A 14,533-nucleotide genomic window follows, 5' to 3' on the forward strand; every position below is an offset into this window, starting at 1 on the left:
TTATAACGCCAAAGAAAAAAAGGAAGAATTTTTAAAATTAAAAAAAAAGAGTATATCCCACATTCAAGTTTTATGATGTATGATTGCTGGATTATTTTTAATACTGCATATATGATTATTTGCTGGCAGATGTTTTTTAAAATGTATAGTAGATAATCTTTAAAATTTAAAATGATATATAGCAGATGTAAATATTTTAAATAAAGCTAGACAGTTTAAGCAGAGTAGAATTTTTGACCGCTGATTTTTTTAAATTTTCGCCCGTATAACGAGATAGCATATAAATATATAATTATATTACTATCCACCAGCAAAACACAGCGGACAGGGCAAAATAAAGCCCTGCATAATATAATTACTATACAGGGCTTCTTTTGCTTGACAATTAATAGGAATGCTTTTATATTATGGGTATAAACCGCAGGGCTAACTTGTAGCCCTTTGGTTTTTAAGAGTTATAACAGCTCTTTTAATAGCTTGATAGCTGCTGTAACAGCTTCAAGTATTTTGGTTAAAAGAGCTATTTTTTCTTTTTTACCCATTCGCACCTCCTATTAAATTTTCAAACATCAAACTGTAAAATTTCTTTACAGCTGATTATTATTTATATCATAAAAAGTCTTATTTATCAAGGTTTTTTATGGTATTTTATAATATTTTTTAGTCTACTTTTTGTAGTTATAAGTGTAATTTTTGTAGTCATATAATTAAGTTTATAATTGATAATATTACTAGAATACCTATCAATATTAATAATATTTTATGATATTTTTTCATATTTAATTTTTATTCTTCTTCAAAAATAAAATCAACATTATTAAGTTCTTCAAACATTTCTTTTTGCATTTTTACATATCTGCTTCTACTCATAATAAATACAGATGTATCATTTTTCATTTCTTCAAATGTTTTGTGATTTGTAAGCATATCGGATAAATCTTTTTTAAATAAATCCCCTTTATATGTTGGTATTCTAACCACTGCTAATATTTTACTTTCATTATTTTTATATTCTGGGTAATCTGTTATTTTTTTATCTTGTGTTTCTACTTTTCCTAAAAAGTTATTTATCCATACTACTATTTGCACTTTATCTTGATTAAACTTTTCACATATCATATTAATTCCTGCCAGCGTGTGCGATAGTCCTTCTCCGCCTGCTATCACTATATGAATAAATGCATTTCCTGTGTAATAGTTTTCATCAGCTGTAAGCACATCAAATATATTATTTTCATATGCATAAGTTAATAGTGGAACAAATGAGCTAGCCCCATTATCAATTATAATATTTGATTTATCTGTATTTATCAGCTTATATGTTAAATTTTCCCAGCCTGCATCTGTTATAATGTTATCCTGCATAACATTAATAGTTTCTACATTTAAGGCTTTAAATTTTGCAAAGCTGGCGTTTACCTGGTCAGTATCTATTGCCATATAATCCTGTTTTAGATAATCTTTTAAATACTGTGTAATAAAGGTTGATACTGTTGTTTTTCCTACTCCACCCTTTCCTTGTAAGATAAAATGAAAATTTTTTCTCATTTCTGTTTCTCCTTTTAATAGTTATATTTTAAGTATTTTATACTTAATTTGCATTTACTTTTATGTCGGTTTCCAAATAAACTCTTCTTTTAATTCCATTGATTTTGGTTGACTTTTTAAATATTTAAAATATTCATTTAATGAGTTAAACCCTGCTTCTTTCCATTTTGGAATTTTGCCACTTGGCTTTTCATCCGCTGGAACATCTTTTTTAGTTTCTGCTTTTTCCTGCTCTTTTGGTTGTACTGGTTGCTCTGATTCCGAAATTTTAGCCGCTAAAATTTTCGGCTGTTCTATCTCTACTTTTTTCTCTGGTGTGGTGATACCTGCTTGACTGATTGCCTGCATTTGTTTTTTATATTCTGCTTCTGTTAGGTTATAAATGTATTTCTTTTTAAATTCTGAAATAAATTGACAAAAATATTTATAATCAATATCTAATTGTGTTCTTTCAATAAATACTTCATATATATGTATATATCTTACTTTATCATTAAGAGCCTTTAATATATCATTTTTATTTTTTTCTAAAAAACTTCTTAATATATTATATTTATTTTTACTAATTAGCTCGTCATATAAACTTTGTTCTTTTTTCATATCTATACTCCCTACTAGTATATACAGATACCAACTGAACATATTTATTGATATAAGTTAATAATCAAAAATTTTCATAAATATTTATATAATTATTACATAAGTTCAGTTGTTATCAGTATATATCAGTAGCACAATATATATAATCAGCTTTTATCGGTTGCAATTTACAGGCAAGATGGGTGAATGTGGGCACATTCACGGGAAACAATTCGCATAAATGCTCTAGTTTTATCTTGGTTCTTTTGAAAAGAACGAAAGGGGGATATTTTTATTATGAATAAAAAAGATAAGTGGTTTAAACTACGATTAACACCAGAAGAAAAAGAACTTTTAAAAAGCAAGGTTGAAAAAGTTGGGTATATTACACAGTCGGATTATATTCGCCGTTTAATTACAGATGTAGAAATACCCTGTTATTTAGACAAAGTTAAGTTAAATGATATTAGACGGCTTGCTGGTCTGCTGGGTAAAAATACAGGGCTTTTAAAAATGTATATTATGGAACTTGAAGAACCTAATAAAAAAATGATTGATAAAATTATCAATAATAATGAGAAAATCAAAAAGGAAATAAGGCAAATATTGGAACAGATAAAAGCAAAATTTAATATATAAAAATTTTAGCGGCTAAAATTTTATATAATTGCCTGTCTGCTTAATCGTTAAGCAGGTTGACATAAACATTTGAAAATACTAAAAAAGCATTGTGGATTATCTGGGGATAAGTATTTTAACTTGTAATTTTTTATTTTTTGGTGTTTATTCTTCTATGGCTATTTAGTTGAATGGTCTGCACAGGTGCGACTGGATCGGTTGGTTCTCTTTTCTCAACTTTAAATGATAGAAAGGAGTAGCCTATGATATATGAAAATCATATCACATATTCATTATGTGTGCTTTTTTTAGCAGTCATAATTTTTTACATAAAAAAATAACCACTCAGTTACCGGCTAAGTGGTTATTTTAGTTTGCTTTAAACTGAATAGCCAGCGAGGACTGCCAACCCAGTCCCCTGTGCTACTCTTAATATAATCAATATTTTATATAAATTCAAGTCTTTTTTTTACTTACACCATATAAAAAATAATACTTCTTGGCAATTCTTTTGCTTATTCTACAACTACAAAATATTTTAGCCGCTAAAATTTATATTATTTTTTTGGAGTATTTAAAATGGATAGTTTAGAAGTATTGCAACAAATAAATATTTTATCATCTGCTATTTTGTCAAATTTTAATCATATCACATTAAAAGAGTATATAAATAGTCATTATATACCTTTTCAGAAAAACGCTAAAAAGGAAAAAAATTTTAACAAACTATTAGGTAAATTAAATATAATTCTACATTATGAGTTTGTAAACAAAAATATAACTGATGTTACAGAAAATGATATTGTAAATTTTTTTAATCTATTAAAAAATGATAGGAATATTAAGCAGGCAACACAAAATCGTTACAGGTCATTATTAAATCATATCTTTAATACAGCAATTAAAGATAAAGTAGTTAATTATAACCCAGCAAAGCACACTAAAAAATTTAAAGAAGTAAATAGGGACAGAGCTTTAAATAATAGTGAAATAAAAGCACTGCTTGAAGCCTGTAAACAAAGCAAGAATGAAGAATTATACTATATTGTGCTTGTAGCTCTATATACTGGTATGAGATACAGCAATATTATTCATATGAAAAGGTCTAATATAAAAAATAATGTCTACCAGCTTGACGGAAGCGAAACAAAATCAGGCAAAAGCCAGCTTATATATTTACATCAAGACTTGATGAATGAATTAAATAAATATATGCACAAAAACAATGATACTTATATATTTAGGTATAATTATATAAAAAGAGCATTTAGAACAGCTTTAAAAAAAGCAGGTATAGAAAATTTTAGATTTCACGATTTAAGGCGAACATTTGCAAATACATTACTGTATAATAATGTGAATATTGTAACCATTTCTAATATGTTAGGTCATAGCTCAATTATGATGACACAAAAATATTTAGCGAATGACAGCAAAAAAGAGCTTGACGCAATCAATAAATTATGTTTTATTTGATTTGCGAAGAAATTAAAAGGAAGTGTTCTATGATTTTTCCATAACATATTACCAAACATATTATATAATAATCAAGGTATAAAAGCAAGTAATAGGCACATCGCCTGAAAATCCTCGTGTCGATGGTTCGATTCCGTCTCTGGGCACCATTTCTTTAATGGTTCTAAATAAATAGTCGCTTATTAATTTTTTTATTCCCTTTATAATAAAGTTTGAATACACTACATCGGGCTATAAACTTGCATAGTCATATACTCCAACCTGATACTATAACTTATACCAATATTAATATAAATAATAGTATTGGTAGAGTTTTTAAATCACATATAATAATTCCTGTTTATAAAGAATTACTTGATAGTATAACAAGCTATGAATAAACAAGTATTCTAAATCAGCTTCTATACTATTATGATAAATCAGAATATAAAAAGGACTTTCTATATATGATTTAAAACATTTGTGTTTATGGAATAAATCATTTCAAATATTAAGAAAGAAATTAAAAATATTAGAAGCAAAAGGCTATATAGAAAGCAGTAATCATATATTATATGGTAAAACATTATATCATCCAAAAAATACGCTTTATATAAAAGATAATACACTAGCAAGCCTTGTAGAGAGTGGAGACCTTCCTTATGGTGATTATTTTACAGCAGCAATTATCAACTTATTCAGACAAAATTTATTATCAGGCAGTAGTAAGACAACATCAGCTAATATTGAAGAATTTTTAGATAAAGATTAAAAGATAGTGGGTGTGATGAAATGCCCACCTTTAAAAATTTTTGTATAGTTAGTGTATAATAAGTGCATAACAAATGCTAAAAAATACCCGCCAAAAAAGTTAAAATCGTTTTAAGTTTTTAAAAATTGCATAGTCATTGTATAGTAGCTGCATAGTCCTGCAACATATTTATCTCACTATTCCGTTGTTTTTTATCTCCCCACCCTATATATAGTAAACTTTCTGATAACTTTTTAAGATATATGTGAAACATTCAGTTATAATAAATATTAAAATAAATATTTTTTTCTTTTGAATGGAAATGATAAAAAAGGTATATAAAAAATAGTAAAGGGTGCAAATCTGAAAATCTGAAAAGCCATTTACGATTTTTTTACATCTTATAAAATACAGCTGTCATAAAGAAATAAATGAAATACATTTAATACTATTTATAATATTTCTCTACTCTTTATCTTCACTAATCTTTATTTTATTAGATAAGTATGTAGAAGTTTCTAAATTGCTTTTATAAATCAAAAAATAGTTGCCAAAATAAAAAGTGAGTATTATGACAACAGGTATAATAATAAAAGTTAATTTTTTTAAAGTATGCCCATATTTACTCCAAAAGTTTTCTTTTACATTATCAGCATAAGCAAGTTCAAATGCTTTCATTTCATCAGTATTTAGAGTAGGTGCAACAGCAGAAGCTATATTTTCCATTAATAAGTGTAATTTTTTAGCACCATCATTATCAACAGAAAACTTGCCTTGATATCCTAAAATTAAGCATACATATATAAATTCAAGCATATCTTTATTTTTGGCTGGATTTTCAAGCCATTTATCCATTATTCCAAAAAATTTATTACCACCTGACGGCTCTTTAAAAAATCTTATAGATAGACTATTTGATGAATATGTGTTTTCCATAAATGATTGATTTTTCATTACCATTTCATCAATAAAAACACATAAACAGTAACGAAATCTAGTTATATCCTGTTCATCATATTTTGAAAGAGTAGATAGTTTTGCAGAAATAGATAATATATCATTAATAAACTCTCTTTTAAAATCTTCTATTGCTTTTTCTGAACACTCTTTGTCTTCTGATATTTTTTTAGCAAGTAATATTAAATGTAATGATGAACTCATTACAGGGTTTGTTTCCAGTCCATTAAAAGATATGGAATGTAATAATTCATCTTTGTTTTGATTATAAGCTGTTTGAATTTCTGTATCATCAATAATATTATTATTGCTCATCTTATACTCCTACAGCCCACATTTTAATATCAGGATTTGGTATTCTCTGAGTTATATATACTGCTATACTGTTTTCATTTTTAAAATCCTGCCACATACTGTCTGTTTTATCTATTTTAAAATATACATAGTCATTTAAATGAGGCAGTATAGAAGGCACTATTGTAAGCTGTTCAATATTTAATCCATTTAATTGGGCTGAAATAAGGTTTCTAATTTTAGCACTTGTTCCGACTTTACTTTGCATTTTAAATGTTGTTTGCACAGTTTCAAGAGAACATTCTCCTTTAACAGCCATATATATGGTAGATTCCTTTAATATTGATACATTATCAAAAGAGCAGACGAATATACCATTATCGCCAGATATAACAGCTGGAATATATTTTGGTGCCACAATATGTGAGAACAATAATTTAACTTTATTTATAGTAGAAACGATAGATGCTGCAATATTTAAGTGGTCATATCTGATATATTCATATACACCACTGTTTATATCAAGGCTTAAAAGGTCAGCTTGAAATTCAAGCAGTTTTTCATAAAAATATTCTGGGTGAAGTTTACTTTTATTTTTCAAATGAGAAAAAAGTATATTCCATTTTTTTAAAATATTTAAAGCAATATATGTTTCAAAATCAATAGTTGTAGAAGCCTTGCTAATACCTGCAAATGTTTCAGCAAGGTTATCCCTATGACCTGCTGTTGCATGGAGCATTTCTTCTAAAAAAGTAATGACCAAAGGTATATTTGCAATGTTAATGCTTGTTGGAATAAACTTATCATCTAATGTAATATTTTTATTTAAATCTATTGATTTAATTCTGCATACAGGTATTTCTATTTCATTAGATGATTTAGAACCCTGCACTCCTAATGATAACCTGAGAGAAGCCATTATTACACTAATCTTTTCCTGCGAGTATGAAGAAGTTAATTTATTATCCTCCATATCTCCCAGCTTGCTTCTTGTAGTATCATCAAAAGTTTTAGATGATACCATACTATGAGTAGCTATATATTTTGTATCAGGAAGTGAATTTTGAACTGATAAATCTGCAACAGTATCCACACTCATAGGTATTTTTAATACAATTACAGCTCCTGCCTGTATTCCTGATTTAATTTCCAATGGTTCTGGTAGAAAATCTTCATCAGGTGCTTTAAAAATAGTTCCATCAGGGCTGACCCCTGATACTCTGTTGACTCCTATTTTACCTTGAGATAACATTTCTGACTGAAATTCTATATCAAATATACCATATAAATTTTCAAAAATATCTATTGTTTTTTGGTTTATGCTTCTTTCTATATATCTTTCCTGCTGTTCAAAATGGACTCTGTCTATATTCATGCCATTTATCCATGCCACTTTTAAACTATTTGCCATTGATAAGCTCCTTTTTTATATTACCTTTCTTTTTACCTGTTATGAAAACACCTTCGCTAGATATGGTAAATGTAACATTATCTCCTGATATATCTTTACTTCTAATCGCTGATTTAATCTTTTTGTTCTGCATATTAGCATACATTACAAGCACACCAATATAACCCACATCTTTTTTCTTAATAGTTGCCATTACTTTTGCATCATTTGGAGCTATCTGCATACGGCTCACATCTATCATATCTTTACCTAAAACAGCATCTTCTCTTGTATTTAAATCTAATACTGAGGCTTCCTTAAACCTTTCTACCCCATTCAATTTATAAAGTTTTAATGTTACAGGAACATTATCACCATGATAATTAGGATTTGAGTTTTTATCATTAATCATAGTAATCACGGCTGTAGAGGAACAACCATACATTATTATGAATATAAAAATTAATAATGAAATTTTTTTCATATTATTCACCTGTATATTTTTTTATCGCATGCACAACAAGTCTTTCAATACTATTATGGTCTGATGATGCATTTTTTATAAATGTAGATAATATTTTTTCAAAGCCATCCTGTTCCAGTTCATTTAAAAATGGACTGTCTAATTCTTTAAAAAGCATGGATATAACAAGCAAATTAATAATTTTTGTATTATTAACTAAATTAAAGCTTGATACAATATGAGATAAATCTTTTGTAGAAAGTTTACTTTTTTCTTGACTTAATAATTCTAATAAATTATTCTGCTTTTTTATTTCATTATTTAATATATTATCACATTCTTTTATAATAAAATCTTTCAATACCTGTCTTGAAATAATATGGTTTTGCATCATATAGTTTTCAACCTGATTATCTTCCATATTTTCAAAAGTTTCTTCTATTCCAAGCACATCTTTATTATTATTTACTAAATCATCAAGAGATATGTCTTCTTCTGCATTAAATCCTTCTACCTGTCCATTAGGAACAACTGCATATTTATCTAACTTATTGTAATCTTTTATATCATCTAGTGCATTGTCTGCTGTTTCTTCTGCCAGATCATCAAGCTCACTTTCTTGAACAACTGTAAATTCAATATCTCCTATTTTAAAAAAATCACCAATATTCAAAGCAAGATAATAGCTTGTAACTATAGGACTATGGTCACCATTCATATAAACATGACAATTTTTTTGTGGCACTAAACAAAAATGATTATCATATAATTTTATTTGAATATGTTTTTCTTTTATTGTATCAAATGCATCATGCACTACCCACTGGCATTCATCACCACTGCCAATATATCCACCACTTTCGTTAAATGTCATTTGTTTAACACCAGACTTTAATTTTATGCTGTCTGTTATTTTTATATGAATTTGTTCCATAATCCAGCCCTATCGTTTTAATATATTTTGTGGTATATTTAAGTTTGACAGTGAATTTAATACTCTGTTTAATGATACATTACCACCATCTACTTTCCAGTCAAAATATAATTTTTCATTGTCATTAAATGTTAAGCGATATACTCCATTACCTATATGCCTGCCACTTTGAATAAATTGAAGCCATGCCCACTCACCATTATATTCTCGTATTTCTTTCACTGCACCATTATAATCTTTTATAACAAGTTTTAATTTTGTATTCTCTTTAAAATTGCCACCTGCTATCTTTAAACTGCTTGGAAATGTTTGGTCATAAACCATTATATGATTATCATAGCTTAATTCTACACTACCATAATCACCAGATAGTGCTACTGTTGTTACTGTAAAATCCACATCCAGATTATCATTAGCATCTAATACTCCATTGCTTATAGTAGCTAGTTTATACACAGTAGATAAAAAATCATTAGAAAAATTAATTTTTGATGAATATGTTGGGTTAATATCATAAACATCCCATCGTTTTACTAATATCAAGTCAAGATACTGTGTAAAAAATTTATTCCATACTCCCTGCTTGCCAAAAAAACTTCTAAAAGCATCAAACTTTAATGATTCTTTACCTCTTGCATTTATTGGATAGTATGATGCAACCTGATTCATAAACTGTGCATACATTTCTGTCTGCCATGCTTTGTTAAGCTCTATACCTGCATGATATTCTATTAAACTCCATGAATCTGATGTTACAACTTTATAATAATTGCCTATTTCTATCGGCAAAGCCTCTGCATCTTTATTAATGATAAAAAATGGGTCATCTGCTATTTCAATAGGTTTCAATGCATACACAATTTTATCTTTTGGTGAGGCATTACTTGAAACATAATCTACTATCTTCTTATATACATTATGAGTATCTGCACTTATTTTATCCATTATTTTTACCTGCTTTTCTCCAGTCTGCACTCTCGCTTTATTACTGACTGCCTCAATTCCTTGATTAAAAAAAGAGTCCTGCTTTGCGACATTATGATATGGAGTAAATGCATCACTTAATATGCTAAAATTACTCCTAATTTTTGATACAGGGAGCCCTAAATTTGATGCATGTTTTAATAATGGACTATTTATTAAGTCTGTATTAGAACTAACAACTTCTATAACCCCTCTTACTGGGTTAGATGGTTTAGATAACACTGCCAGTATATTCAGCCCGCTGTCACTGCTATTAAACCTTTTTGGTTTTAGGTTTTCTAATACATTCTGCCATTTCTGCTGGTATTCTTGTAAATATAAATTAATAATACCTACTGATAGAACAACATTATCCTGCTTTTCTATCTCATCATTTTTTATATTTAATGCCCAGCGGTCTATTTTATCTAAATCTTCTATGTATTTAGTAATATTAGAAAACAGTTTTTCTACACCTTTTAAAGTAAATGTTTTTGGTATAAGATAAAAATTATTGCTTACATCAAATACTTCATCAAAACCAGAGCCTGAATCTTCTTTTATACTATAAAAACCTTCTCCGTCTATGCTGTTTGCCCTAAATGATAATAAAGCATAAAGTCTTTCTGATCTTGTGGCATTTTTTAGCTTTTTAACAGCTTCTGCCAACACCATATCACTTATTTTTATATCAGGAAATGATGTATTTGCAGGCAAATCATCTATATAAGTGTATAATGTTTTTTCTGAAATATTATAGCTCATAAATAAATCATAGTTATCTTTTATCCACAGTTTTAAAAGTGATTTATCTAAATATTCTCTTTCAAATAATGCTTTATACATATATAATGCTCTTACAAGCCTATCTGTCTGCCTTTCTTTTAAAATATTAGCTTCCATTTCTTTTACAAGGCTTAGTGATAATATATCTTCTATTTTATCAATATAAAATATTTTAGCAGGTTCAAGCCCTTTATAAGTGAGGTTTAAAGTTAAGCCATCAAATATGGAATACTGCCCAAAAAGCTGTGGATACCCTGTTAATATATCACGCAGTTTGTTTACATATACTGATTTATCAGAAATATCTGATATATGATAATGTTTGTTCATATCATCTATTAAAATATTTATCTCATTTAAACTGTTTGCAAGCCTTTCTATTTCTGTTTTTCTAGCATCTGTATAATAACTTGATATACTGTATGTTATAGAGAATACAATTATACCTGCAAGTATAAAAGTTGCTTTTTTCCAGTTACTCCCAAATATCGGACTGCCCAAACCCCTGTCCTTAAAAATTATATCTTTTAACAATGAGTTTACAAAAAAGCTGTTCTTTATAGTTTTTCTATGATGATAAACAGTAGTAACACTAAAACTATATTCATTTGAGATTTTATCAAATAATATATTTATTGGTATATTTTCCTGATATGCACTTGTAAAATATACTCCTCTTAAAAATGATTTATTTTTATTGCTATTTTCATATGAAAGTCTACTAATTATACCACTTACAACAAAACATAATGTTTCTAACTGAGCAAGATACAGATATGCTTTCTGTTTATCTTCCACATTCCCAGTTTGATAATTTTTATTCATTAATGCAAATTTAAACGAAGTTATCATTTCTGAAAACTGCGACTTTAAATAATCTTCTGATATTTTTTGATGCCTGCTAAATGTTAATCCCAATGCCCTTTTTGATATTTTGTCATTATAAAGCTTTAAAAAGCTTGGCATACCATCAAGCAAATCTATTTTATTAAATACTATATATACTGGAAGCTGTAAATTTAGATGATTTTCACATTCACTTACTCTTTGAACCATATAGGCTATAGATGATGTTAAATCTTCTTCACTGCCTAGAATTAATCTTGGTAAATCTATAATCAGCACTATACCATTTAATTTTTTATAAAAATGGAAATGATTAAGCATTTTTAAAAATGATTTCCATACTATCTTTTTAGTTAGAAATTTTTTATGCTTATCTATATCATCTTCTGGCAATTCATCTGTATTTTCTGGTTCAAACAAACGCTCTAAAGAAAAAAAACTACCTTCTGTATCTACAAGAGCTCCTTCTTTTGAAATATATAAACTGAAATTCCTTGTAGATTTATGATGCAGTTTATAACTGCTGAGCATATCTGTAACAGGAAATTCCATTTCAGAATAGTTTATAAAAGAGCTTTTACCCGCCCCCTCATTTCCTATTACCATTACAAGTGGAATATTACGAAATTTCAGGCTGTTTTTCCATACCTGACGAGCTTCCTTTAAAGAAAGGAGAAAATTTCTTTTAGTCTTTTTAGAATGACCTTTTGCTTCTAATTTAATATCTTTTATCTTTTGCCTGTTTTCATTTTTAAAAAAATCAAGAACATCTTTTGTCTTTTTAAATATAAGTATGAGTATTAAAGCAAGCCATAAGAGAAATATTATAAATCCTCTTACAAATAAACTACCAAATATATTAATATCATTAAATGCTAATAGTGGTGAGTATATCCAAAATAATACACAAAATACTACAAGCAGTAATACAGCAAGTCCAATTAAGAATGGTTTAGATATTAAAAACTTTCCTATTTTCTTGAAAAAACCTGCAATAGCTCCCATAAATACACCTTTTTTATTTATCTATATGCTGTTGTTCTTTTATATTTGTATATTCTTCTATTAAATAGTCTTTAAGTAAGGTAGTTTCCATAAGATTAATGACTTCAATATATAATATATCAGCACTATTATCTAAACCATTTGCATGCATAGTTTCTGCTAAACTAATCAGACCATTAACTCTTGATTTTATACTGTTATCAAGCTCATTGTTTATTATATTCAATCGTGCTTTTAATGATTTTGTATCTAAATTCTCTTTCTTATGTTTGACTGGTTTGCTGGGTTCTGTTACTACTTCTACTCTATAATGTGGCTGATTATCATTAAAAAAATTATAAAGACTTCTAGAACAAAATGATTCATTATTAGAAAAATGAAGTTTAGTAATCCATTCAAATTTGGTTAATTGTAAACAAGCTAATGATTTTATATGGGAAGCTATAGTATGTTGATTTACTTTATTAGAATAATCTATAAATATTTTATACCCTTCAAACCAAAATGGATTTAATAATAAGTTTGATAATGCTCGGATTATATTTCCACTTGTATATTCACTTATATTTTTTATTATCTCTATTGTATTATGTTCTGGATACCTTACTGCTGTAATATTATTTTTATGTGGCACTTCTTGAGTGATTCTGCCCCATACACCTTCCCAAAAAAGAGAATACCCAGCAATATTTAATATATCTTTTTCCAAAAGTTTACGACCTAATGAGAAAAAATATTCTCTATACTCTCTTGTATCCATACTCTCTATGGATTTTGTTGAAATGCTTAATGTATTATTTTGGCTTATGTTTTCACTAGGTTTATCTTCCTTTTTAGCAGGAACTATCATTAATTGAAAATTAGTATTTAAGTTGTTATTAAAATCGTCAATTACAGCATTAATATTTAAAACAATTTCTGTCGGTATATTTACTTTATATGTATTATTTGCTTCTATCAGCTCATTAAGCGTATCTGTAAAAAATTTATTCTGAATTTTTGCCTGTTTACTATTTTCTTCAGCATACTTTTTATATACATTAGACCATAGTGCATGATAATGATTAATCACTTCATTAAGTTTTATAAATACATCATTAGTATTGATGGATATTACTCCTAATATAAAACCTCTAAATACTCTTGTATCAAGTGATTTTTTGAGTAAATCAAGACTATTTGTATAAACTTTATGCCAATCTATTTCACTGTGAGATAGAGTTTTATATTTACTTAATTCATTATACATTTCTGTATAATGAACATCATCTTGGATATCTACTATTTCATCTGCATACACTATTATATCTGACACCGATCCAACCAATTACTAATAATATTTATGATAAAACATAATAAGATGTATTATATAGTGTATTTTCCATTTTTTCAATTGAAAAAAAAACTTTTTTGGTATAAGTTAACTAAAAAACAATTAGGAGGAATAAGATGTCTGACGGATCAAATGCTCCAAAAGAGCGGATTAATATTTCCTATAAAGCAAAGACTAATGGTGCTGCTGCTGATGTGGAATTACCATTAAAACTTATGGTTATGTCTAATTTTACTAGTGATACTAATAATATCCCACTTGAAGAAAGAGAACCTGTTTCTATCAATAAGGTAAACTTTAATAAAGTAATGGAGCAAATGGGTATTACTACAAACTTCAATGTAAAAAATACAATAAGCCCTGATGCTGATGAAATGAGTATCAATTTAAATATTAAAAGTATGACAGATTTTTCTCCTGATAATATTGTTAAACAAGTGCCAGAACTGCAAAAACTTATGGCTTTAAGAGAAGCTCTCACTGCATTAAAAGGGCCTATGGGTAATGTGCCTGAATTTAGAAAAAAACTGCTTGCCATATTAAGCGATGCTGAAAAGAAAGAACAGCTTATGTTGGAAATTGCTAAAAGTAAAAAAAACAATAATGAGTAG

12 protein-coding genes are annotated in these 14,533 nt (G+C 27.6%); 4 read left to right on the forward strand and 8 right to left on the reverse strand.

What is annotated here, in order from left to right:
- Window positions 1–786 precede the first annotated feature (786 nt).
- Together N508_RS02490 and N508_RS02495 are read right to left on the reverse strand one after the other, a co-directional pair.
- Window positions 787–1,548, reverse strand: a complete 762-nt coding sequence (locus N508_RS02490; RefSeq protein WP_023276506.1) for a nucleotide-binding protein — start codon at window positions 1,546–1,548, stop codon at window positions 787–789.
- A gap of 60 nt (window positions 1,549–1,608) precedes the next feature.
- Window positions 1,609–2,148: a hypothetical protein gene (locus tag N508_RS02495; RefSeq protein WP_023275938.1), complete on the reverse strand. Its 540-nt coding sequence runs from the start codon at window positions 2,146–2,148 to the stop codon at window positions 1,609–1,611.
- Window positions 2,149–2,424: 276 nt separating this feature from the next.
- On the opposite strand from N508_RS02495, the gene N508_RS02500 reads away from it, so the two are divergent.
- The 3 genes from N508_RS02500 to N508_RS02510 all read left to right on the forward strand — a co-directional run bounded on the left by N508_RS02500 (window position 2,425) and on the right by N508_RS02510 (window position 4,972).
- A complete protein-coding gene (locus N508_RS02500; protein ID WP_023275939.1) occupies window positions 2,425–2,766 on the forward strand; it encodes a plasmid mobilization protein in 342 nt (113 codons plus the stop codon).
- A gap of 558 nt (window positions 2,767–3,324) precedes the next feature.
- Window positions 3,325–4,221: a tyrosine-type recombinase/integrase gene (locus tag N508_RS02505; RefSeq protein WP_023276507.1), complete on the forward strand. Its 897-nt coding sequence runs from the start codon at window positions 3,325–3,327 to the stop codon at window positions 4,219–4,221.
- 460 nt (window positions 4,222–4,681) lie between these two features.
- Window positions 4,682–4,972, forward strand: a complete 291-nt coding sequence (locus N508_RS02510) for a hypothetical protein (protein ID WP_023276508.1) — start codon at window positions 4,682–4,684, stop codon at window positions 4,970–4,972.
- Between the two features lie 444 nt (window positions 4,973–5,416).
- Here N508_RS02510 and icmH read toward each other — a convergent pair whose 3' ends face one another.
- Genes icmH through N508_RS02540 form a run of 6 tightly spaced genes read right to left on the reverse strand, consistent with a single transcriptional unit; the run spans window position 5,417 to window position 13,904 of the window.
- Entirely contained in the window at window positions 5,417–6,223 is an 807-nt protein-coding gene (gene icmH, locus N508_RS02515; protein ID WP_023276509.1) for a type IVB secretion system protein IcmH/DotU, read from the reverse strand.
- A gap of 1 nt (window position 6,224) precedes the next feature.
- Window positions 6,225–7,613, reverse strand: a complete 1,389-nt coding sequence (gene tssK, locus N508_RS02520; protein ID WP_023276510.1) for a type VI secretion system baseplate subunit TssK — start codon at window positions 7,611–7,613, stop codon at window positions 6,225–6,227.
- Complete coding sequence (gene tssJ, locus N508_RS02525; RefSeq protein ID WP_023276511.1) at window positions 7,603–8,076, reverse strand: type VI secretion system lipoprotein TssJ; 474 nt, start codon at window positions 8,074–8,076, stop codon at window positions 7,603–7,605. Before tssJ ends, tssK begins: the two co-directional genes overlap by 11 nt.
- 1 nt (window position 8,077) lies before the next feature.
- Window positions 8,078–8,989: a hypothetical protein gene (locus tag N508_RS02530; protein ID WP_023276512.1), complete on the reverse strand. Its 912-nt coding sequence runs from the start codon at window positions 8,987–8,989 to the stop codon at window positions 8,078–8,080.
- A 9-nt stretch (window positions 8,990–8,998) separates the two neighbouring features.
- Window positions 8,999–12,589: a type VI secretion system membrane subunit TssM gene (gene tssM, locus N508_RS02535; protein ID WP_023276513.1), complete on the reverse strand. Its 3,591-nt coding sequence runs from the start codon at window positions 12,587–12,589 to the stop codon at window positions 8,999–9,001.
- Window positions 12,590–12,602: 13 nt separating this feature from the next.
- Window positions 12,603–13,904, reverse strand: a complete 1,302-nt coding sequence (locus tag N508_RS02540) for a type VI secretion system domain-containing protein (RefSeq protein ID WP_023276514.1) — start codon at window positions 13,902–13,904, stop codon at window positions 12,603–12,605.
- 134 nt (window positions 13,905–14,038) lie between these two features.
- Here N508_RS02540 and tssB point away from each other — a divergent pair, with 134 nt between their 5' ends.
- Window positions 14,039–14,533, forward strand: a complete 495-nt coding sequence (gene tssB / locus N508_RS02545) for a type VI secretion system contractile sheath small subunit (RefSeq protein WP_023276515.1) — start codon at window positions 14,039–14,041, stop codon at window positions 14,531–14,533.

Origin of the sequence: Mucispirillum schaedleri ASF457, from assembly GCF_000487995.2 — a bacterium.
GTDB lineage: Bacteria > Chrysiogenota > Deferribacteres > Deferribacterales > Mucispirillaceae > Mucispirillum > Mucispirillum schaedleri.